The sequence below is a fragment of the Pacificibacter marinus genome, from assembly GCF_018860665.1.
Lineage (GTDB): Bacteria > Pseudomonadota > Alphaproteobacteria > Rhodobacterales > Rhodobacteraceae > Celeribacter > Celeribacter marinus_A.
On sequence record NZ_JAHKPK010000025.1, the window covers coordinates 255,592 to 274,953 of the forward strand.

General features: G+C 54.0%; 28 protein-coding genes and 1 tRNA gene. 10 read left to right on the top strand and 19 right to left on the bottom strand.

Annotation, left to right across the window (positions count from 1 at the left end; translation table 11 throughout):
- Positions 1-3: 3 nt before the first annotated feature.
- From KO497_RS08520 to KO497_RS08585, 14 genes are all read right to left on the bottom strand, one after another.
- Positions 4-1,839 (bottom strand): hypothetical protein, encoded by a 1,836-nt coding sequence (locus KO497_RS08520; protein ID WP_215943537.1) that lies wholly within the window; start codon positions 1,837-1,839, stop codon positions 4-6.
- 211 nt (positions 1,840-2,050) lie between these two features.
- Positions 2,051-2,722, bottom strand: a complete 672-nt coding sequence (locus KO497_RS08525) for a hypothetical protein (protein WP_215943538.1) — start codon at positions 2,720-2,722, stop codon at positions 2,051-2,053.
- Positions 2,722-3,153, bottom strand: coding sequence for a hypothetical protein (locus tag KO497_RS08530; RefSeq protein ID WP_215943539.1), 432 nt, complete (start codon positions 3,151-3,153; stop codon positions 2,722-2,724). Before KO497_RS08530 ends, KO497_RS08525 begins: the two co-directional genes overlap by 1 nt.
- A complete protein-coding gene (locus KO497_RS08535) occupies positions 3,150-5,102 on the bottom strand; it encodes a DUF927 domain-containing protein (RefSeq protein ID WP_215943540.1) in 1,953 nt (650 codons plus the stop codon). Before KO497_RS08535 ends, KO497_RS08530 begins: the two co-directional genes overlap by 4 nt.
- Entirely contained in the window at positions 5,099-5,368 is a 270-nt protein-coding gene (locus tag KO497_RS08540) for a hypothetical protein (protein ID WP_215943541.1), read from the bottom strand. Before KO497_RS08540 ends, KO497_RS08535 begins: the two co-directional genes overlap by 4 nt.
- Positions 5,361-6,518, bottom strand: a complete 1,158-nt coding sequence (locus KO497_RS19435) for a DUF7146 domain-containing protein (RefSeq protein ID WP_215943542.1) — start codon at positions 6,516-6,518, stop codon at positions 5,361-5,363. The genes KO497_RS08540 and KO497_RS19435 overlap by 8 nt, the downstream gene beginning before the upstream one ends.
- A gap of 1 nt (position 6,519) precedes the next feature.
- Positions 6,520-6,789: a hypothetical protein gene (locus KO497_RS08550; protein ID WP_215943543.1), complete on the bottom strand. Its 270-nt coding sequence runs from the start codon at positions 6,787-6,789 to the stop codon at positions 6,520-6,522.
- Positions 6,790-6,872: 83 nt separating this feature from the next.
- Complete coding sequence (locus KO497_RS08555; RefSeq protein WP_215943544.1) at positions 6,873-7,043, bottom strand: hypothetical protein; 171 nt, start codon at positions 7,041-7,043, stop codon at positions 6,873-6,875.
- Complete coding sequence (locus KO497_RS08560) at positions 7,040-7,840, bottom strand: hypothetical protein (RefSeq protein ID WP_215943545.1); 801 nt, start codon at positions 7,838-7,840, stop codon at positions 7,040-7,042. The genes KO497_RS08555 and KO497_RS08560 overlap by 4 nt, the downstream gene beginning before the upstream one ends.
- Positions 7,841-7,879: 39 nt before the next feature.
- Positions 7,880-8,101 (bottom strand): hypothetical protein, encoded by a 222-nt coding sequence (locus tag KO497_RS08565; protein ID WP_215943546.1) that lies wholly within the window; start codon positions 8,099-8,101, stop codon positions 7,880-7,882.
- 40 nt (positions 8,102-8,141) lie between these two features.
- Positions 8,142-9,077: a hypothetical protein gene (locus tag KO497_RS08570; protein WP_215943547.1), complete on the bottom strand. Its 936-nt coding sequence runs from the start codon at positions 9,075-9,077 to the stop codon at positions 8,142-8,144.
- Positions 9,074-9,409: a hypothetical protein gene (locus KO497_RS08575; RefSeq protein WP_215943548.1), complete on the bottom strand. Its 336-nt coding sequence runs from the start codon at positions 9,407-9,409 to the stop codon at positions 9,074-9,076. The genes KO497_RS08570 and KO497_RS08575 overlap by 4 nt, the downstream gene beginning before the upstream one ends.
- Entirely contained in the window at positions 9,402-9,725 is a 324-nt protein-coding gene (locus tag KO497_RS08580) for a hypothetical protein (protein ID WP_215943549.1), read from the bottom strand. The genes KO497_RS08575 and KO497_RS08580 overlap by 8 nt, the downstream gene beginning before the upstream one ends.
- A gap of 226 nt (positions 9,726-9,951) precedes the next feature.
- Complete coding sequence (locus KO497_RS08585) at positions 9,952-10,212, bottom strand: hypothetical protein (RefSeq protein ID WP_215943550.1); 261 nt, start codon at positions 10,210-10,212, stop codon at positions 9,952-9,954.
- Positions 10,213-10,353: 141 nt separating this feature from the next.
- Between KO497_RS08585 and KO497_RS08590 the strand changes: the two genes are divergently transcribed.
- From KO497_RS08590 to KO497_RS08620, 7 genes are all read left to right on the top strand, one after another.
- The gene (locus KO497_RS08590; protein WP_215943551.1) at positions 10,354-10,980 is read left to right on the top strand and encodes a helix-turn-helix domain-containing protein; all 627 of its coding nucleotides are present in this window, start codon (positions 10,354-10,356) and stop codon (positions 10,978-10,980) included.
- Entirely contained in the window at positions 10,968-11,375 is a 408-nt protein-coding gene (locus tag KO497_RS08595) for a hypothetical protein (protein ID WP_215943552.1), read from the top strand. Before KO497_RS08590 ends, KO497_RS08595 begins: the two co-directional genes overlap by 13 nt.
- A gap of 87 nt (positions 11,376-11,462) precedes the next feature.
- The gene (locus KO497_RS08600; protein WP_215943553.1) at positions 11,463-11,717 is read left to right on the top strand and encodes a hypothetical protein; all 255 of its coding nucleotides are present in this window, start codon (positions 11,463-11,465) and stop codon (positions 11,715-11,717) included.
- Positions 11,717-11,980, top strand: coding sequence for a hypothetical protein (locus tag KO497_RS08605; protein WP_215943554.1), 264 nt, complete (start codon positions 11,717-11,719; stop codon positions 11,978-11,980). The genes KO497_RS08600 and KO497_RS08605 overlap by 1 nt, the downstream gene beginning before the upstream one ends.
- 110 nt (positions 11,981-12,090) lie before the next feature.
- Entirely contained in the window at positions 12,091-12,429 is a 339-nt protein-coding gene (locus tag KO497_RS08610) for a hypothetical protein (protein WP_215943555.1), read from the top strand.
- On the top strand, positions 12,426-13,580 hold the full coding sequence (locus KO497_RS08615) for a tyrosine-type recombinase/integrase (protein ID WP_215943556.1): 1,155 nt from the start codon (positions 12,426-12,428) through the stop codon (positions 13,578-13,580). Before KO497_RS08610 ends, KO497_RS08615 begins: the two co-directional genes overlap by 4 nt.
- Positions 13,581-13,785: 205 nt before the next feature.
- On the top strand, positions 13,786-14,070 hold the full coding sequence (locus KO497_RS08620; protein WP_215943557.1) for a hypothetical protein: 285 nt from the start codon (positions 13,786-13,788) through the stop codon (positions 14,068-14,070).
- A gap of 206 nt (positions 14,071-14,276) precedes the next feature.
- Here KO497_RS08620 and KO497_RS08625 read toward each other — a convergent pair.
- Positions 14,277-14,353, bottom strand: a tRNA-His gene (locus KO497_RS08625).
- Between the two features lie 217 nt (positions 14,354-14,570).
- On the opposite strand from KO497_RS08625, the gene KO497_RS08630 reads away from it, so the two are divergent.
- Positions 14,571-14,759, top strand: a complete 189-nt coding sequence (locus tag KO497_RS08630; RefSeq protein ID WP_215943558.1) for a DUF6324 family protein — start codon at positions 14,571-14,573, stop codon at positions 14,757-14,759.
- A gap of 180 nt (positions 14,760-14,939) precedes the next feature.
- Positions 14,940-15,353 carry an SRPBCC family protein gene (locus KO497_RS08635; protein ID WP_215943559.1) on the top strand — a complete coding sequence of 138 codons (414 nt, stop codon included), beginning with the start codon at positions 14,940-14,942 and terminating at the stop codon, positions 15,351-15,353.
- 306 nt (positions 15,354-15,659) lie between these two features.
- Here KO497_RS08635 and KO497_RS08640 read toward each other — a convergent pair whose 3' ends face one another.
- The 4 genes from KO497_RS08640 to KO497_RS08655 form a co-directional block, all read right to left on the bottom strand.
- Positions 15,660-15,980: a hypothetical protein gene (locus tag KO497_RS08640; RefSeq protein WP_215943560.1), complete on the bottom strand. Its 321-nt coding sequence runs from the start codon at positions 15,978-15,980 to the stop codon at positions 15,660-15,662.
- A 218-nt stretch (positions 15,981-16,198) separates the two neighbouring features.
- Positions 16,199-16,690, bottom strand: a complete 492-nt coding sequence (gene nusB, locus KO497_RS08645) for a transcription antitermination factor NusB (RefSeq protein WP_215943561.1) — start codon at positions 16,688-16,690, stop codon at positions 16,199-16,201.
- Positions 16,687-17,229 carry a 6,7-dimethyl-8-ribityllumazine synthase gene (locus tag KO497_RS08650; RefSeq protein ID WP_215943593.1) on the bottom strand — a complete coding sequence of 181 codons (543 nt, stop codon included), beginning with the start codon at positions 17,227-17,229 and terminating at the stop codon, positions 16,687-16,689. The genes nusB and KO497_RS08650 overlap by 4 nt, the downstream gene beginning before the upstream one ends.
- On the bottom strand, positions 17,229-17,840 hold the full coding sequence (locus tag KO497_RS08655; protein WP_215943562.1) for a riboflavin synthase: 612 nt from the start codon (positions 17,838-17,840) through the stop codon (positions 17,229-17,231). Before KO497_RS08655 ends, KO497_RS08650 begins: the two co-directional genes overlap by 1 nt.
- A gap of 233 nt (positions 17,841-18,073) precedes the next feature.
- On the opposite strand from KO497_RS08655, the gene KO497_RS08660 reads away from it, so the two are divergent.
- Positions 18,074-19,330, top strand: coding sequence for a capsule biosynthesis protein (locus tag KO497_RS08660; RefSeq protein ID WP_252729571.1), 1,257 nt, complete (start codon positions 18,074-18,076; stop codon positions 19,328-19,330).
- Positions 19,331-19,362 lie beyond the last annotated feature (32 nt).

A 19,362-nucleotide genomic window follows, 5' to 3' on the forward strand; every position in this document is an offset into this window, starting at 1 on the left:
TTTTCAATCTCCGTATGGGTTAAGAATATCATGGCCAGTGATCAGGCCAGATGGCCGTGCAGCCCCACGATGGCTCATAGATGGGCCGCCGTTGTGGCCGATTTGACCGTTGCTGTTTGGCAGGGAATTGGGGCTCATACCGTTGGCCAAGAATTGCGACAGGAACAGGTATTGCGTCGCATCGATGACGTTGGCCTCGGTGTGGCTTTTGTCTGGCACCTTGCGTTTGTCACCGTTTGTATCAACCGCATCGACCCAGACGTAACGCGCAGACAGACCCGCGATGAAAAATTTCATGGACGGATCACACAACAGACCAGGGTGGCCCTGAACAAGGGGCGCGTCCAATGCCGATCGCATTGCCTCAAGGCGTGGATTGATCCTGTTTGCACCAACCGTTTGCGGGCGAATTGTGATACCAGCCGCACCACCTGCTAGCAGGTTCCAGTTTTCATTTTCATCATCGGCCAGTGAAGATCCGGCCTCACCCGCCATATCACCCCAGCCAGCATCGACACGAAACCGCGAAAAGCGATCACTGCTCAACAACACAGCCAAACGGTCACCAAAGACCTTGGCCAACAAGCGTTCTTTGGGAAAGTGCAGCTCAGCATAGAGCCGCCAATAGCCATGCGTGCCAGACGGGATGAATTGCCCGATCACAGCTGCTGGTTTGAAACCTTGATCAAGACCGATGGACAACGGGATCCCCGCAATCGGCACAAGCGTGTCTTCGGCAACGTGAATGCGACGATTGAAGTGCTTGAGAAAGATCGGATCGCCCACACGCATGTAGGTGATTTTGTTGTAAACAAGCCGTTCATTCATATCGCCACGGCCGGCAAGTTCATTGATGGCTATTTGACGTGGATAGTAACCAGGAGAGAGGTTTTGTAGGTTTTCACATCCTTCTTCACCATACCCAGGCTGCAAGAAAAATAGCATTTCGATTGCCTTCGCACCCTCAGGCAAACTAGATGTCAGTTTTTCAGACATTTTTGTGCGCTCTTCCTCGTCGTGGAAAACACCAAAGGTCCAATTTTCCTCATCAGGAGCGTTAAAATCACAACAAATCTGGCCGTAAGATCTCAAAATATCAGCCAAGCCTGCAAAATGCTGGCGACCAGGGTATCGGTCGATGCGCCCAATCGCGACAGTCAAAATCAGCACGGGCATTGTGTCAGCTTCGTTGAGTACAATATCCGTTGCTTCTAAACCGCGCATTGAAGCGACGATGTCGTCCCCAAATGCTTTGAACTCCGCTGTAAACTCTATCGGCCCATATTCGTCTTCAAAGTGCATTTTGTGAGTTACTGGATCGCCGCGACCACCAGACCATTGCCCCATACTTTTTGGGTAAGCTTCAAGATATGATGGGATCGTGGTTGACCACAGTTGGCGATAAGTCTCACGAATGAAAACGACCTTGTATCGACGCACACCATCGATAGTGGAGCGCGGCATCATAATCGCGCGCCGCAAACGTGATTTCATCAATGTTGTAGTCTTACCAGAACCAACTGGCCCCTGAATACCGACCACATCTCCATCAGACCAGTAAAAGGCTTCTGATATAGGACCAGGGAAACTGACATTGCCGTTTGGTTCTGACAGATCATCTATCAAATCTTCGATCTTGCCAGCGAACTGTTCACCCGATACGCTGTCAATTGCCTCTTTCGCAGAAAACCTTTCCAAAACGGATTTCAGCGCATCCTCGTCCTCTGCGGTCTTTGCGACCTCATTCAAAGGGCGTGTTCCCCCCGACCCCGTGTCGGCAGGCCCAAGGCATTCCCCCCGACCCCATCCCCACATCCAAAGGTTCGCGCTCTGGGCCATTATGAAAGACCTTTCGAATTTGCTGTACAGGGTCGGAGAGACCCGCATACAGACTTCGCGGATGGCACCCCCCAGGGGGGCAAAACGCGCGAATACGTCCAGCGAACCGTGATGTCTGGACCTGCCGCGCGATCGATACCAATGAAGGTAAACGCCTGATTTTCAATCAGTGTGTCGGTGCCTTTTTTGTCCATATTAATCAAAGCCTTAGTCATTCCGTCCGACTTTCTGCGTCCGACACGCCATTGGGTGACTTGTTAACCTGTTGATTTTGCTCAATTTCTTGCGCGACGTCCGCAGGCATCATCCGACCCTTGCGCACGGGCGTCACATCAAGCGCGTGATCTCCTGCCCGTGTGGGCTGCACTGGCTGCGCTGGCACGATCACGGTGGTGTTCTGGTTGACCTGCACGTCTGGCGTTGCTTTGGGCGCGCCATACGGCAAAAGCGCATCAGCTGCCCGCAACTGCACGGCGTAAAGGTGCAAGAACGTGGCCAGCCTTTGGGCACCGCTTGGCGTGTCCGGCTGTGTCCCGCCGCCCTTTTTGGCTTTGGTCGCGCCATCGTAGGCCCATGACAGAACCCGCTCAGTGTTCTCCATCGCTGTGACCATCGCGTCTTGGGACTTGGCCAAACCAGCCATCTGCGCCAGCATATCTTCGGGCATCGCGTAGCCTTTGGACGCCAGCCAATCGCGCATCTGCGTTGAACCTTTGTTCTTGGCACCCTTCGGACGTCCTTTGGCCGCGTTGCCAGCCTGCGCGGGCGTGTTCCCAGCTTCGTCTGGCAAAAGCGCCAACTGTTCGCCCGCTGCCCGCACCTTTTCAAGCCGTGTCGCGGCATCGGACGCCATTTTCTCGAATGTGTTCTTCGCCTTGGCCATTAAAAAACCCCTTTTTTATTGTTTTTCAAAGGGTTAGTCAGGGCACACAACGCCCCTACAACACTCTTGGCAAAAGCGTTGTAGGGCGTGTTGTAGTTATTATTCTTTATATTCAATAAGATAAGAATATAATACAACGCTACAACGCTACAACGCGTAAAAATACGCGTGTGCATGTGTGTGTGCGCATGTGTGTGAGAGGGGCGGCTTGTGCGTTGTAGCGTTGTAGCTACATGATAAGGCATTGTTTTAAAATGCTTATCGTTGGAACAAAAACTACAACGGTCCAATTTTAGAGCGTTGTAGCGTTGTAGCCCCAGACCCAAACCGCAAGGCCAGAACGCCTGAGAAATATAGGCGCGAAATGGGGTTGGGGGAAAGCACAAAAATGCCCGCGCACCATTGATTGAGGCCAAGACGCTCAAAATCATGCGAAGCCCTCCACATCACCGCTGGCACCTTCTGGGTGGCTAAACGGCTCGCCGCGATCTGCGGGCATGTCCATCATGCCTGCGATTGATGGCAGCGGTATCCACGTCGCCCGCGATCGCACCCGTGCAAACGATAGATTGCCAGCCTTGGCGCCATGCACGCGCCGTGCGGCCTGTTGCCAGACGCCGCCCGCCCATCTGCTGTCAAAAAATAGCGATCCCAGCTGGTTCACCGGCTGATTTGCAATCGCCAACTCCGCACTGGCACCGGATCCACGCACGCGCAGGCCATACTGTGCCAAGTGGCCATTTCCATTTTCTGGCGTCGCCTCGCCAAGTTGTTGGGGCGCGCCTGGCAACTTGGCCACCATCGCCACCCATGACCCCACGTTGTACCGCGTCCCACCGCGCCAAACGTCAAGCTGTTGCCCCATCAAATGGGTCATCATGTCTTGCGCATTTGATCCGATGTCTGCCGTGTCGTCCTTCAAATGCAACGCGATTTTTGCAACCCATCCGGCCAACAGTTCTTCGCTTGGCAAATCTTCACTCAGCGCCATGTCTGCCATCGCCAAAACGGTGCCATAGTTGTCGGCATGACGCCCGCCATAGCCACCATTTGCCAGCGCCGCGCGCCACAAATCCAAACGCTCGTGCCAGGTCTCCCAACCATCGATCAAACGGCGGCGCAACTGACCGCCCAAATTGCGGATCGCACGCCAATCGGGATCAAGTTTGCGGGCTTCTTTTGGTATTTCGTTCAGATCGAACAAGATCAAGCGGCTGCGGTCCTGTGGGGGGAGCGGGGGAACCAAGATCGAGCTGAAAACAAAACAGCTGTAGGCGTTGCCCTGATAGCCCTTTTGATCCGTTGAGCCGCGCAAAATCTGATCGCCACTGGCCGCGATACGCGCCAGCTTTATGATGTTCTTTGCCTTGTTCGATCTTGCGTCCTCGTCAGGCTCCAATTCGTCCAGCGCCACTGGCAGCGACGAATAGCCAATAACAGACCGAATGCCCGCTTCTGTCGCGTCAGACGCCTGCAGCAAGCCATCGGATCCGCCATGCACGTTTTTCAACAATTTTTGCAGCGTTGATTTGCCCGTTGCCTGATCGCCTGACAACCACGTCACCGGCCGCCAATCCAACGCCCCGCCGAGCATCTGTGCGCAGACCACGCCAAGCATCAAATGCGGGTCAACGTCTGGCCTGCGCCAATACCAAGACCCAAGATGTTCAAGCAACTTTTGTCCCGCCTCATAGCGGCCCTTAGTTTCTGCAGGGCGCGGGATCTTGTCAGCTGCGGAATAGACCTTACCGTCATAGACGCCAGGCGCTTCCCATTCACCATCGATCAAGATCTTGTCGCCCGCGTGAAAAATCAGCTTTCCATCATCGTCAACCCATGCGCCAGCACCGCGCACGCGGCCCGTGGGTGACCAAACGCCTCGTTCTTCGCAGGCCTGAACCATCGTAAAGGCCGCGTCGTTCTGGTCGAATTTACCACTCTTAGCAAAGCCCTTTGCATCGATCTGCGGCCACTTTTCACTGAGCAACCCAATGCGGCCGCCAAACAGGTGCCGAATGGTGTCCAGCTCATGTTTTTTCACGGCCCGCAACTGGCCGCGCACGTCCAAGTAAAACGATAGATCGCCATAAATACCCAACGGCTTCACGGGACAACCACTGTAAATTTCACCAAAGGGCCGATCGTCAGAACCACTGCCCCCAGACACGGCCGCGTCATAGCCCGCGCCTGTGTCTTGTGGATCGCGCCCGAAATCCGGCCCTTGGCCGCCCATGTCGCCGTAAGCCTCAAGCGGCACAGCCTCCGGCGCATTTTCCAACTCGTTGCGCAAGTCATCGTGACTTGGCCGCGCTGGATCCTTGCGTGATGGCACCAAAGACTTTTCAGGATTTGTGACCCAATCGTCCACAGTCTCGCTCATGCGCTTGTTCCAATGAGCAAGACCACAACCGCGCCATAGAACAAAGCCACAAGCCCAACAAGCAACCACGACCGGATCCAGCCCTTGCGCGCGGTCTCCGTCTTGATCGGCGGGGCGGCGCGCAATTCTATTTTGACCATATCCCGCGCTTCTTTCTCGCGCGCGGCCGCAATCAAAAAATTCATGTCGGATTTTTCCAACGAAACCCCCATAGCAGGCAATTTCAGTTGAAGCTCCAAGCGTTCCGATACTAACAATTCAGCCATGTGCCTGCCCCTCATCTTGCGGCTGGATCACGTCGCGCAATGCGTCGTTTAGATCCTTGCCGCCCCATTTGTTTTGAAAAATCTTAACGCTGCGCCCCGCACGTTGATGCGCGCGCACAGCCATATCCAACTGCTTGCGCGCGGTGGCGTTCTCGTCCAGATCCGCGATCAACGTCACCGAACGAACGCAGGGCGGCAAATCAAGCGTGCCCATATTCGACAGTGAAATCGCTGATAAAAATCGCGCATCTGGCAACAGGCACACGCCGCTCAAAGCGTCCTCGATGCCCTCGGCAATATAGACGTGCTTCGGCTTATCGTCGGCGGTCAATGATCCTGCCTTGCCGCCGCGTGGCCCCGTCCCTGTCCAGATATTGATCCACGCGCCACCATAGCTGCCAAGCACCTTTTTGGGCGTCCCACAGGGCAAATTTGCTTTGCCCCATGTCCCATCGGCAGCACGGCCAAGATAGGTACGATGCAGCGCCACAGGTTCGCCGTGTTTGTTGTTCACAAGCGCCAGCATCGCGGGCAACTTGCGCTCGATGATTTCGCCTGTCTCTGTGTCGTCAAACCGGTAATAGCAGGCCGGATGATACCGGATCACACGCGGCTGACGCCCCAGCACTGACAAATCAATGCCCCGTGCATCACGCAAATAGAACTCAACTGGCGTGCCTTTGATTTTCTCTTGGCCCGACGCCCAAACGGCAAAGGCTTGCTTGCCACGTTGGACCGCTTTGGCCTTGTCCTGCGCGGCCTGTTCTGCCCGTTGGCGTTTGAAATACTCAGCCGACTTTTGGCGCTGCTGCGCTTCAGCTGGTGATAAGGTCTCTAGCCCCAAATAGGCCCGCGCCTCTTTCACCGCGCCGCTCAAATCGCAATGACACGACAGCGCGATCAAATCCAAAACATCGCCAAAACCATTAGCCACAGCATGATCACACCATTTGCCAGCGTTGGGGCCGTCCAAATGAACGTAGAAACTGCCCACGCTGCGATCCGCGCGCCCAGGGTTTAACGTGAAATATTTGCCAAAATTTGTATACGATCCCTTGGCCGGTGGCGCATAGAAATACACCACATCAAGCACCCGCGCGAGCAACATGTCTTTGATCTGATCGATCGAATATGTTTGGCGGGCGCTCACGTTACAGCCCCAAACTTTCAGCCAGATCGATGGCCTCAGAGCCACGCGCATGCGCCCAATCTGCAATCACATCGGCAAAAACCCGATCGCGTGCAGACCATCCATCGTCGTCACTTTGAAACTTCATATCTAAGGTCATGACGCAAGACCCCGTATCAACCCGCGTCACGATTGATGGGCGATCCTCGCCCTCAACCTCAAGCGTCTCTTTGGTGATCAACACCTGCCCGATGTCGTCAAATTCAAACAATTTCGCGAATGGATCAGGCATGATAGACCTCTTGTTTTTTTGGGAGTTGCGTTAAGTTCTGGCGCATGGGATGGGGCCGCGCTGTGTCGGCCCGCACCGATGGGTCAAGTTTGCTTTGGTTTGAACAGCCAGCGCATGGCGCAGACGATTGCGAACATTGCGAGTTCATCGAAAAACAGGGTGATGTTTGAGGGGAGTGCCCAATCAAGGCCAACAACCGTTGCAGCTAAGCCGATCAGGCCGCGTGCAATCCAAACTCGCAAAGCTAGGGTCATTCCAGAGCGCCCAGCAACGCGTCGAACACATCTGGGCTGTCGCGCTCAATCGCTTCGGTGGTGCCGATGAATGACGGAACGACATAGCCATCGCCGCGATTTTTCCCGATCTTGATCTTGGTCGCCTTGTAGAGTGGCTTTGCTCCAAATTTCAGATCGTTGATGTCCTTGTCGTACAGTTCGCCAAGATCCCAGCCTTGATCAAGCAGTCGCGTGATGTCCGGTGAATTGGGCTTGCGAACCAAAAGTGCGGCGTGAACAAGTCCACGGCCGGCCAAGGCGGTAGCGCGGCGCAAATCGGAGGTTTCCAAGCTCGCTTCAATCCAAGCGTTGCTTTTGCCGTGTTCTTTCTCAATCGCAACCATCGTGCGCCATGTAAGCTCGGAGCCAGACCCAATTTTGTCGACAAAGACCGTATGGCTCGCGTTAAGGTCCGAAAGCTCATTGGCCTTTTCCCCTGGTGCAAACATCAGCACTGCAACTTCGTCGCCATATTCGGCGATCACGGGCAGGAAGCATCCATCCTTGAATTCGCGGGTGTAGAGGGCGTCAATCTGAGCGATCCAAACCGAATTGGGGTTGCGGCAGGCTTGCAGGGTGATGTCGTCAGAGCCGCCACGGTTTTCAACAACAGCATCAATCCCGCGCTGATTGAGGCGCGCTGCTATAGACACAGCTGCTGTGTCATAGCCACCACCTTTACCGCCAGCATAAATAGTAAGGGGTTCGGCTGTCGCGATCGATGCTGAAAGCAACAATCCTACAAGCCCCGAGCAGAGTAAGTTTAGATATTTCATGGTGTTTTTCCCGTGTTTGAGTGGATTGAACTGACGGCTCTACTTGGCAACAACGGCCCGAACGGCGGCATCTTTGGCCTCAAGCAATTTGCGCAAAACGACTGTACGCTCTGGATTGCGTGGCATCGTATTTGCGACGGAATAGGCCAAATCACCAAAGGGCTTACTCACGTCCTGCAAAAACTTGGGAAGGTGCTCATAGTCAAAAAACTGCAAGATGTGCTCGCGCAGCTGTGCTTCATTTTGCTTAGGATCTGTCATCGTATCTTTCCTTCGTGTTGTTGTGAAAATTGGCGTCAAATCATCCATCGTCGCGCTCGCGAATAAGGCGCTCTAGCGCCGCTTTAAGGTGGCTTTGATTTGCGATCGTCACTTGGGGGCACAGGGTCTGCCAGCGCACGACAACAGCGCCGCGCGTCGGCGCATTATCGCGATCACTCAACTCAGCCACCGCGCCTTGCGCACCATCGCCACGGATCAACGCATTGACCAAAATCAAATCGGCTTCTAAATCCCAAAAAGGATCGGCCTCTGCGTGAACAAACCGCACATGCGCCTCGATCTCAGCAGATGAAAAATCACGGGGCAAACCGCCAGACCGAGACCCAAGTTTAGTCGCAGGCACAGTGGATCTATCAGAGCGGGAGGAAGGAACCCCGACAGACCCGCTGCGCCCATCCTTCGGCGCACTTGGCGCTGTCGGAACTGGTGTCACATCTTGGATGGATGTTGCGGGCTTGGGTGATGCGGGCTTGGGCGTTGGCGCGTTTTTCTTCAGCCAATGGCGCTTAACGCCAACAGACTGAGCGCTGCGCCCCAACCGCACCGCGATGTCAGACGTCTCTAAACCTTGCTTGTCCAAGTCATGCAATCGCTGCATTTCCGCATCGGTCCAGTCGCCTGTTTTCAATTGTGGCTTTGGCTCTGGAACAGTTTGATCCGGCGCGTCACCGACTGTATTTTTCAAAGACGCGCGCAATGCATCAGGATTGGCCTTGATACAAACATCACCAGAAACAACAGTTTGCGTGTGCGTTTCTTCGCCAAACCCACCAAGATCTATATTGATCAACACGACCCCAGCAGCAGGAAAGTCGCAATCAACATCAAATGCACCACCAAGATCTCTCAGTCCTTGAACAAAAGCGCCGATGCGCTCCAGGGCGCGAACCTGCAATTGGATAAGATCAATTTCATCCTTGCGCATCTCAACCATTTCTTTGATCTGATCCATCATGCTGCCCGCCCTCCGTAATTCAAAAGCTCCATTGCTTCACCCAAACGCCAATGCGCGAAATGCCGTGTGGCGCGACGGGCGGCCTGATAGGCGCGATTGCAATACTCATGATCTTTGTCCGCGTAAGCGTCGCGGATCTCTTCACCCGCTTGGGCAAGCACTTCGACGTAAGGGTGATTGCGGTTCACTTGGAACAACAGGTCCGTGACAATTGCGACAAACATGTCGGTGTTTTCATCCTGCGCGGGATCAACCAACGGCATACCGGCAATGCAATAAATCGCATTGGCCAGCGCCTGATCCGCAAGCGTCAATTTTGGAAGCTCAGCCATAAATATCTCTCCTCGTTTCCCAAGCATTGGGCAGCACTGCGGTGGCGTGTTGTTCTGTTTTTGGTTTTGGAAAATCCATCATCAGCGCATCGCGAAAGCTCTCGCCAATCTCGGCCAAGCGCGGTGAAAACCGCGATACCTCAAACGCTTTGACAAACGCGTGGATCGCGACAAACAAACCGCTGTCATGATCAATATCAGCAGCACAGGCACGCAGCCAAAGGCGCTCGACCTTGTCCTTTTCAACGCCGCCCAACATGGCCTGCATTGCAATTCCGATTGCATATTGTCTTAGCGCTATAATTTCACGAGACATGCCAACACCCCCTGAATTGAAAGTGTTGCGACTGCCCGCATCCCAACAACAGCCGCAACACGCGGGGCGCTGGATGCTCCTACCATCCGCGCCGCCCAATTCGTGAAAGTGCAACACGTCACCTCACGAATAAGAATAAAAGCCGGACGCACGATGGCCGCGCGTCCGTAGGTGACACCTGCATGGAACCCCGAGCAGAGGGCAGGTGTTGCAGTAACTAAAAAACTCATTGCGCAGCCACCTGCGCGGCACGTTGCTTGTGCCACTTTGCCATCAAAGCGTTGATTTCAACTTCTGTCGCGCCCCAGACCAAATGATCTGCAGTCAGCGGCGCACCAATCTTGGCGGCATGGCCTAATAAAAAGCGCAAATGGCGCGCTGACGGAAAATCTCCGGCACTGCGGGTCTGGGATGCGTGACGCCAATGATAACCAGCTTTGCGATCCGTTCCGCATATCCGCGCAACATCTTCAACAGAGCCTATCATGCGTTCGCATACTTGAAGTGGTGTAAGGTGACTACTCATAACGCAAGATGTAGATCACATTTTTTTAGTAATCAACTAAATTTTTAGATTTTCTAACGTTATTTTTTAGTTACGAGCGATTACCTGTCTCACATGGATGTAATGTGGTTCAAGAACACGCTAAAGCAAAAAAACGTAAGCTCCGAAGATGTTGCAAGCATCCTTGGGCTTGCACAGTCAAACATTTCGCACATCTATGCTGGCCGCCAGCAAATGAGCCTAAAATGGGCGCAAGCGTTTTCACAAGCCCTCGACATACCCGTTGACGAGATACTAAGACGCGCAGGACAGACTGGCGAAACGGGTCGCGACGAAATAACTGAACGCACCCTAAAAGACTTACGGCGCGGCTTTTCAGACAGCGACGCCACCCCCTATGCAGCTGGCCCATCTGAGACAAAAAAGACCGAAACCATCGCCATCCAATTTGGCCAACGCGCAGGTGTTGATGTCTGGACTGTAGGCACGGACTGCATGCGCCTGGGCGGATACCTCAAAGGCGATCAAATACTTGTAGACACACATAAATCAGAACAATGCCGCGCTGGTGACGTGGTCATTGCTCAAGTCTACGACAACCAAGGCGGCGGCGCAAAAACCGTCCTAAGACGCTTTGAACCCCCTGCTTTGATTGCAGACAGCGCCCTAGATGAAAACCAGCGCATCATCATAGTGGACGGAACAAACACAGTCATCAAAGGCAAGGTGGTTGCCCAATGGCGAAGCTAACAAAGACAGACCAAAGGGATGCAGATCACGCAAGCGACCGCTTTGACGAATGGATCCGCACCCCACCATCACTAAGACAAGAACGCGACCTGGACAGCATCCAATCCACAATAAACACCGCAATAAGATCAAGCGTCGCCGCGATGGGGTTCAAAGTCGGCATACCCACATTCATCGCATCAACAACAGCACTACACATCGCAGCCGAACTTTCATTTGGCCACACCGACAAAACAGTCTCTATCCTTGCTATAGTGATCTCTGCTTGCATTGCGGTAGCAGTCGCACGCCCTATAGAGCGCGCCATCAAAGCGTCACTCACAAAACAATATTCGCAAATTCTAACAGCAGAAAAGAACGAATACCTGAAAACAGAACCCTCGATACTTTACTAAATAATTTAGCAAACTAAAATTTTTAGTTGACAGTAGGTGGTGCGCACTCCTAACTTGGGCTCAATAACCCACTTTAGGAGAGACCCCGTGCCTCAAGCCCAACCTCAAATCCCATTTGCCCATTCTGGCCCCCTGAGTGACCGTGTTCTTCATGGACTTAAAGACGTGGTCCATCGCGCCACCAATGGCCAAGACATGTCATCCGCCGAAGCTGAATTTCTACTCGTGTCAGTTGGTCCGATCATCGAAGAACTGTTAGAGCGCCGCAAAATCCAAGTTGCGATTGTGCAGCACCTCGAAGAAAACGTGGTCTACCTTGAAGACCACATTGGGGGCGCGTGATGCCCGCGACCGAACTAAAAGAAACCACCACAATCACCGTCAAACACAAATCCGAAACGCCCTTAATGATCCATGAAACAGTGGGTGATGGCGAATATGGGCCAGACAAAATACCCTTTCAGGTCTGCAGATCCGCTACCAATTTACGCATGGAAGTGCGCATGGGCGATCTCGTTGCCCAAGTCCCGATCACGGACATGATCGAATGTTGCGCCGCCGCCTTGCACCACGCACTGCAAAGCATGGGCGAACAAACCCACTAACGTCACGGGCGCGTCAGCTGCTATTACCCCACCATTTCTTTTTGGTGCAGGCCCTTCCCTTACACATCGCGGTCCTGACGCGTCGCGATCACCAAAACAGGCAAAAATCAATGACACATCAACCACCGCACGCGCGCGGGGGATCTCTTGACGCGCGCAAATCAGATCCATCCTTTCTGAAATTCACCCCAATGGCGACCTTTATCCCAGCCGACACAGTGGCCGAAATGATCGGGTTCAGCTGCGGCAAAGAATTTCTGCGCAATCGCGCCCGCTTGGAACGCGACCACGATTTTCCACTGCCAATCCCCACATGCCAATCGCCGATGAAATGGCGCACATCTTTGGTCAACGCATGGGCAGCAACCCAAGGCCTGCCCGCATCACAAACGCCGCCAACAGCGCCAAACTGTAACAAGGCCTTGCTGGAAATGGCCCAAAGCGCATGAAAAATCCCATCACGGATAAAATCCCACGGCTACGCCAACGCGCCCGCGCAAATGGCTCTTGGCGCATTTGGTGGGAACCAGAAACCGCGATCCGCCCCTTGGGCTTTGCTGTCACCGAACTGGATGAAAAACGCCTCACATGGTCGATCCGTGAAGCCAAGCGGCTAAACAAAGACGTGGACACCGCCCGCGTGACCGGCGCCGCCCCGTCGCGCGCCTCTGGCGATAGATCGATGTCAGCTTTGATCACAACCTACACCCACGGCCGCAGGTTCAAAAAGCTCGCCATCAAAACCCAAGCCAGCTATCGCAGCAATCTTAAATTGATCGATGAAAAATGGGGCGAAACATCCGTCTTAGAATTTTCCAAACCGATCATCGTCGCCTGGTACGAAACCAATTACGAATGCCGCGGCAAAACCCAAGCTGTCGCACTCAACCGGATGCTGTCTATTTTGTTCGAGTTTGCAGAAACGCACGGCTGGCGGCCGGAAAACACCAATCCCGCGCGCCGCATTGGCGCAGAGATCCCCAAAGGGCGCAGACGCCAAGGCACTTGGGAAGAAACCGACGCACTGATTGAAGCCGCCGAAACACTTGGCTGGCACAACATGGCCATCGGCATTGGCCTATCGCTTTATCAAGGTCAAAGACAAACAGACGTGTTCCTGGCAAAGCCCACAGATTTTGAATGGGGCAACATCCTAAAAGACAACACGCTGACCTCCGCACTGATTTGGACGCTGCGACGCTCCAAGCGCCAAAACATGGGCACAACGCCCATCCATGCAGAAATCAGCCTCAAACTGGCACAGCTGCTCTTAGAGCGCGACGATGACGCCCCCGCGCTGTTGATCGATGAAAGCACGCGCAAGCCCTATGACGCCAACCTATTCGGCAAACGCTTTCGCGCGATCCGCGATGAAGCGGCCAAAAAAGTGCCATCGCTGCGCGACGTTCAATTTCGCGATCTGCGCCGCACCTTTGCCAAACGCGCCCGCGAAGGCGGATCAACCATAGAAGACACCGCCGACGTGCTTGGCAACTCAGCCGCCAAAAGCCCGCAGCTGGCCGAAATCTACATGGCATCCCAACTCGCCACCACCACACGCGCGGTCAACGCCGTGACCAGACCCAAAGGTGACACATGACGGACGCTAAGAAAAACACATGTAATACATGTCGATATTTTCAAGCCCATAGATGCCTGAGATTTCCGCCCCAGCGCGCTCCGCTTATCATTGCCGGATGGTCGTTTTTTACATCAGACAAAAACCCAGAAGCTAAGCGAACTGGATGGTGCGGTGAATATAAATCCAACGAACCCAAATAACCCAGCAATTTTGGAAAAAACAAATGTCAGACCTACACACAAAATCATTTAACCTCGGCATCATCATGGGGGCGATTGTCGCCAATCAAGCCTACGACGAACCAAGAGTTTGCGCCCATGCGATCTCAGACACAGGTGCGGATCTCGAAAGCCTAATCGGCATCGAACTATCACCAGGCGAACTCAAATCCCTCTATGACCTTCTAGATGAAATGGCACCACCTATTCGACGCATCTTTGTCACGTCCCTCGATGAAGACGGAAACGTGCGCGTTGACGCCATCGATGCAAAAGAACAAGCGGCATGAACAAAAACGATTTCGATACAATGGCCAAAAAATTCGGGGAAACCGCGTCCGGACTATCAAATCTCGGCGCGCTCCTGGTCTTTTACTACGAGGCAGGAATGATCGAATTTGTGGGAAATCCGACAGCGTCCGACTCGGACGGACTCGGACAGTCGGACGGACGAAATCAGCCGTTTTCTTATCTATTTGAAAATAAAAGGGGGAAATGGTACCACCTCCTGGTCTCGAACCAGGGACCTCCTGATCCACAATCAGGCGCTCTAACCAACTGAGCTAAGGCGGCACTTGTGGGGTGATTTACGGAAGGTGCTGGGTGAATGCAAGAGCAAGATTGCGCATTTTGACGATTTTTTCGCGGAAGCCCTCCGCCCGCCTTTCTACACGTCCTTTTGTGGTGGTTGTCGCGCAGCAGGGTCCACAGTCACAACACAGCCACAGCGCGCCCTTGCACACAGCTGTCTTTGGGCTTATTTCAACAGGCAATCCAAAGGAGCAAGGTTATGAGCATCAATAAAGAAAGCGACGTCGAGGCGAACATCCAAATCGGCCCCACCACGCTTGGCATGGTGCGCATCTATATCGAAGGTGAAGGCCTTGAGATTCCGATGGATTTCGATCCTGAAGAAGCCGAGGAAATCGCCGAAGAAATTCGCGCGGCGGCCGCCCAAGCGCGGGCCCTAGCGAAATAGCCGCCAGCGGTTGACCTTAAGGGCAAAGGCCCTCGAATGTCCTGTATGAGCGCCAAAGGGACGGCGCGTGAATCCCTTGCTCCTTGACCCCGCGCACAGATCGCATCATGAGCTATGCAATGGATTTGACGGGGCCCACGCCCTGCAAGATCAATCACGCGCACCCAAAGGGGCCATCTCATGACCGACAACACCATCCGCAAAGCCATTTATGTCAAAGCCTCACGCGTTCGAATCTGGGATCACCTGACCAAACCTGAACGGCTCAAAGCCTGGTTTCATGTGCCATCTGTTGAACTGACTATGGGTGAGCCCTATGAGATGTTCGAACGCGACAGCGGTGAAAAGCTGTGCTGGGGTCGCGTGCGCGATGCGACGCCTTACGACCGCTTGGAATACACCTTTTCGATGGCGCAGACCAACGGCGTGAAATCCAAGGTGATCTGGTCCCTCAAAGAGGTCGAAAACATCACCCGTTTGTCGCTGGTGCATTCTGGCCTGCCCCGCAAAGCCGAAGAACTTGGATTGACGCTGGCGCTGGACAAAGGCTGGGACGACCACATCGCCGCGCTGCGCGTGGCTTTGAGCGCTTAACAGCCGCCCCAGAGACACAGATCGGCGCACAGGCACTGATCTTATGACAAACTGCATGTGGCCCCTTGCCGAGGGGCCGCACAGGCACTAGGTGTTGAGACGGCGGGATCTGCTCGGTTCGTTCACATGGGCGCAAGACTCCGGTGGCCTTACGCAACCGTACGGGAGCTGGCTCTGTCCGGACCCTGGTCCTTTTACCTGGCGCCCACCTGATATAATCAGGCTTCGGGAGCATACGCGTCGCAACGACTGCTGCGGTCCCCCGCCACCTTTTCCCTTTGGACCCTGCGAATAACCCCGTGTGCTTTAAAAACGCTTGGGCGCCTTGGGCGAAACTTGCGTGGCGATAACACGCACAGGTTCATGAAAAACGACATCACCTTTGCCACCTTGATCATCGTCATCGCGATCCGCCATACGCATAACAGAAATGGCGAATTGCACACCGGAAAACACGATACCATTAGACACCCAAAGCACTGCAACGGCCAAAATTCCCATGTCGGAATGGCTTATCAAATGCCATAGATTGGCGACATTCAATGCCAAGAGCACCCCCACGAAGGCGGCGGCGATGGCAAAGCCGATCAGAACTTGGGTGATATAAAGACGAATAAGTTTTGGCACGGGACATTCCTGTTCGAATTTCAGTGAAACCCTTTAAGGTTGCGCATAAAAAAAGGGTAGGCTTTTGGCCCACCCTGTTCAATTTTGCAAAATGTCGCGGCGGGTCTTACGCCGTAAATGCGCACACACGCACTTCAACACCATAGATTTGCTCGCGCGGCCTTACGCCTTTAAGGCTTCGGGCCGGACTTCAGCATGTTTGATTTGCTCGTCCGACCTTACGCTTTAAATGCTTCAGGCCGGACTTCGCGGGCCATATGATCTAAAACAGCATTCACGAATTTAGATTCCTTGCCGTCAGGATAAAACCCTTTGGCCACATCGACAAATTCAGTGATCACAACTTTCGGCGGTGTGCGTCCCGAAATCAACTCGCCGCCAGCGGCACGAAACAAGGCCCGCATGGTGCTGTCGATACGGCCAATAGGCCATTTCGCCACCAAAGCGCGGTCTGTCATTTGGTCGATTTTCACCTGATCGTTTACGGCCAGCTCGGTGATCTCGTGAAACAGATCGGAGTCGCCATCGATGAACAGGCCCTCTTCTTCGGTCTCTAAGCCAAAAAAGTGGTCGTAAAATTGGCGACGGACTTTGTCCACGGTCATATCCGAGGCTTCCATCTGAAACAGGGCCTGCACCGCGTATAAGCGGGCGGCGGATCTCATGTCGCGTTTTGAGGGCGGCTTCAGGTGTGAGTGATCTTCGGTCATGCGATATTTGGTCCCGTGTTTTCGCCCGCAAGGCGGATCGCGCCGGTGTTAAAGCCAACGCCCTTGCTCGGACGAGCCCATTTGCGGGAAAGTGCGACAAGATGCAAGGCCGCAGCCGCCGCTTGGCCACCTTTATTACGACCTTTTGCCTCTGCACGCGCCTCAGCCTGTGATTTTGCCTCTACAGCCAATATCCCGTTGCCGATGCACAGGCCTGATATGCCCATCATTTGCAAAGCCTGCGACGAATCGTTGTTGGCAGTTTCAAACAGCGCAGTTTCCCCGCGGACAAGGCAACCAAGCGCCACATAGCCGTCGAAATTCGACATGCGTTCCGCGATGGCGATGGCTGTAGGCAGTTCGCCCACACTGGGCACTTCGATCGTATCATAGGACACACCAGCGTCCTCAAGCGTGGTTTTGGCACCCAGCACCAGCTCGTCAGAAATATCTTTAAAATACGGAGCAACCACGATCAAAAGTTTCACAGGATCGTCAAACTTAGGCAGGTCCAAAATATGCGGCTCAGGCTTGGACATCATTTATCCCAATCTTGCAAACGCGCCACGTAGCGCGCGACCGTGTCGATCTCTAGGTTGATCCGGTCGCCGACCTTCGCCTTGCCCCAGATTGTCACCTCTTGAGTATGCGGGATCACGTTGATGCCAAAATCGCAGCCATCAACTTCGTTCACTGTCAAAGACGTGCCGTTCAAGGCGACAGATCCTTTAGGCGCTATGAATTTAGCCAAGGCTTTTGGCGCGCGGAATGTCAGACGCGTGCTGTCGCCTTCATCGCGCATCTCGACCAGATCAGCCACGCCATCGACATGGCCCGATACGATATGCCCGCCCAGTTCGTCGCCCAGCTTCAAAGCGCGCTCTAAGTTCAACGGCGCACCGACGGTCCAATCGCCAATGTTGGTCAGGTCCACACTTTCGGCTGAGATTTGCACATCAAACCAGTTTTGCGGCGCATCTTGCCAAGTGGTCCCCAGCGCAATCACCGTCAAACAGACACCATTGCAGGCAATCGAGGCCCCGATATCGATACCATCGATGTCATAGGCACAACCGATGCGCGCACGCAGATCACCCTCTTGTTTCATATCAAGCACGCGCCCGATGTCTGTGATGATCCCAGTAAACATAGCTGTCTCCGCCTTTATCCAGATCGGGCTTTTCCGTCCCGATGTCGTTGCCCCTAGACCTATCCGCCTGTTTGCTTGCTTTCAAGTGCGCAACGTTGTTTCCAGATGGTCACAAATCCGCCAGATTCACCATGCATTGACTATTTTGCAGCAGACTTATCCCTGTAAAACCGTATCACAGGCCCATGATAGAACACAGTACAGCCCCCTCCTCAGATCAGCGCGTCTTTCTTATGCTCCAAGGCCCCCATGGGCCGTTCTTTTGGAAGCTGGGCAAAATGCTGCGCGCGGCTGGCGCTGAAACGTGGCGTGTGGGCTTTAACGCGGGCGACCGGGCGTTCTGGTTTTCCACCAAAAGTTTCATCCCTTTTGTCGGCAAAACCGAAGATTGGCCAGCTGAATTCGAAACCTTGGTGCGTGAAAAATCCGTCACAGATATTGTATTGTATGGCGACACACGCCCCATGCACGCCATGGCGGTGACCCGTGCCAAAGCGCTTGGCCTGACCATTCATGTCTTTGAAGAAGGTTATCTGCGCCCCTATTGGTGCACTTATGAACGCGGCGGGTCCAACGGCAATTCCGAACTGATGTCGCTCTCTGTGGACGACATGCGCACAGCCTTGGCCAATGCCGAGCGCGACAATATCGAAGCCCCCGCCCATTGGGGCGACATGCGGCATCACATCTTTTACGGCGCTTTGTACCATTGGTTTGTGATGTTCCGAAACGGGGCGTTCAAACACTTCAAACGCCACCGTGAAATGTCTGTGTTTCAAGAGTTTTATTTGTACTTCAAACGCTTGATCATGATGCCCAGTCATTACTTGCGCCGATCTTGGTCTACACGCAGAATCAAAAACGGCGGTTATCCCTATCATATCTGCTTGTTGCAATTGGAACATGACACCAGTTTTAAGGTTCATTCGCCTTACGAAACCATGCCGGAATTCATCGCGGATGTGATCGAAGGCTTTGCACAGGGTGCAGCACGCCATCATCATCTGGTGTTCAAAGCACACCCGCTGGAAACAGATCGGCGCAACTTGAAATCCGAAGTCAAACGCATCGCCAAAGAACACGGCGTACTGGCGCGCGTTCATTATGTGCGTGGCGGGAAACTGGCGCAGTTGTTGAATTTCGCGCGCTCTGCCGTGACCGTGAACTCAACCGCGGGCCAACAGGTCTTATGGCGCGGCCTGCCCGTCAAAGTCTTTGGTGCTGCCGTTTACGACAAACCAGAATTCGTCTCGCGCCAGCCATTGCCTGAGTTTTTCAAACAGGCGGCGCGCCCAGACAAACGCGCCTATAGCATCTATCGCCAATTCCTTTTGGAAACCAGCCAAGTGCCCGGCGGATACTACTCGGCCGCAGGGCGCCGCCAATTGTTGCGACTCGTCGTGGACATGATGTTGGCACCAGAAGCCCCCTACGAGGCGCTGATGATCGGGAAAGCCCCGCCACGGCTGCCCCTACAGGCAGGAAAATAGGCACTATATCTGGCGGGTATGTCTGCGTCCGT

Excerpts from the sequence above, each read along its gene's own strand:
- KO497_RS08520 (WP_215943537.1), bottom strand. The coding sequence starts at position 1,839 with ATGGCCCAGAGCGCGAACCTTTGGATGTGGGGATGGGGTCGGGGGGAA.
- KO497_RS08525 (WP_215943538.1), bottom strand. The coding sequence starts at position 2,722 with ATGGCCAAGGCGAAGAACACATTCGAGAAAATGGCGTCCGATGCCGCG.
- KO497_RS08530 (WP_215943539.1), bottom strand. The coding sequence starts at position 3,153 with ATGATTTTGAGCGTCTTGGCCTCAATCAATGGTGCGCGGGCATTTTTG.
- KO497_RS08535 (WP_215943540.1), bottom strand. The coding sequence starts at position 5,102 with ATGAGCGAGACTGTGGACGATTGGGTCACAAATCCTGAAAAGTCTTTG.
- KO497_RS08540 (WP_215943541.1), bottom strand. The coding sequence starts at position 5,368 with ATGGCTGAATTGTTAGTATCGGAACGCTTGGAGCTTCAACTGAAATTG.
- KO497_RS08550 (WP_215943543.1), bottom strand. The coding sequence starts at position 6,789 with ATGCCTGATCCATTCGCGAAATTGTTTGAATTTGACGACATCGGGCAG.
- KO497_RS08555 (WP_215943544.1), bottom strand. The coding sequence starts at position 7,043 with ATGACCCTAGCTTTGCGAGTTTGGATTGCACGCGGCCTGATCGGCTTA.
- KO497_RS08560 (WP_215943545.1), bottom strand. The coding sequence starts at position 7,840 with ATGAAATATCTAAACTTACTCTGCTCGGGGCTTGTAGGATTGTTGCTT.
- KO497_RS08565 (WP_215943546.1), bottom strand. The coding sequence starts at position 8,101 with ATGACAGATCCTAAGCAAAATGAAGCACAGCTGCGCGAGCACATCTTG.
- KO497_RS08570 (WP_215943547.1), bottom strand. The coding sequence starts at position 9,077 with ATGATGGATCAGATCAAAGAAATGGTTGAGATGCGCAAGGATGAAATT.
- KO497_RS08575 (WP_215943548.1), bottom strand. The coding sequence starts at position 9,409 with ATGGCTGAGCTTCCAAAATTGACGCTTGCGGATCAGGCGCTGGCCAAT.
- KO497_RS08580 (WP_215943549.1), bottom strand. The coding sequence starts at position 9,725 with ATGTCTCGTGAAATTATAGCGCTAAGACAATATGCAATCGGAATTGCA.
- KO497_RS08585 (WP_215943550.1), bottom strand. The coding sequence starts at position 10,212 with ATGATAGGCTCTGTTGAAGATGTTGCGCGGATATGCGGAACGGATCGC.
- KO497_RS08590 (WP_215943551.1), top strand. The coding sequence starts at position 10,354 with ATGTGGTTCAAGAACACGCTAAAGCAAAAAAACGTAAGCTCCGAAGAT.
- KO497_RS08595 (WP_215943552.1), top strand. The coding sequence starts at position 10,968 with ATGGCGAAGCTAACAAAGACAGACCAAAGGGATGCAGATCACGCAAGC.
- KO497_RS08605 (WP_215943554.1), top strand. The coding sequence starts at position 11,717 with ATGCCCGCGACCGAACTAAAAGAAACCACCACAATCACCGTCAAACAC.
- KO497_RS08610 (WP_215943555.1), top strand. The coding sequence starts at position 12,091 with ATGACACATCAACCACCGCACGCGCGCGGGGGATCTCTTGACGCGCGC.
- KO497_RS08615 (WP_215943556.1), top strand. The coding sequence starts at position 12,426 with ATGAAAAATCCCATCACGGATAAAATCCCACGGCTACGCCAACGCGCC.
- KO497_RS08620 (WP_215943557.1), top strand. The coding sequence starts at position 13,786 with ATGTCAGACCTACACACAAAATCATTTAACCTCGGCATCATCATGGGG.
- KO497_RS08630 (WP_215943558.1), top strand. The coding sequence starts at position 14,571 with ATGAGCATCAATAAAGAAAGCGACGTCGAGGCGAACATCCAAATCGGC.
- KO497_RS08635 (WP_215943559.1), top strand. The coding sequence starts at position 14,940 with ATGACCGACAACACCATCCGCAAAGCCATTTATGTCAAAGCCTCACGC.
- nusB (WP_215943561.1), bottom strand. The coding sequence starts at position 16,690 with ATGACCGAAGATCACTCACACCTGAAGCCGCCCTCAAAACGCGACATG.
- KO497_RS08650 (WP_215943593.1), bottom strand. The coding sequence starts at position 17,229 with ATGTCCAAGCCTGAGCCGCATATTTTGGACCTGCCTAAGTTTGACGAT.
- KO497_RS08655 (WP_215943562.1), bottom strand. The coding sequence starts at position 17,840 with ATGTTTACTGGGATCATCACAGACATCGGGCGCGTGCTTGATATGAAA.
- KO497_RS08660 (WP_252729571.1), top strand. The coding sequence starts at position 18,074 with ATGCTCCAAGGCCCCCATGGGCCGTTCTTTTGGAAGCTGGGCAAAATG.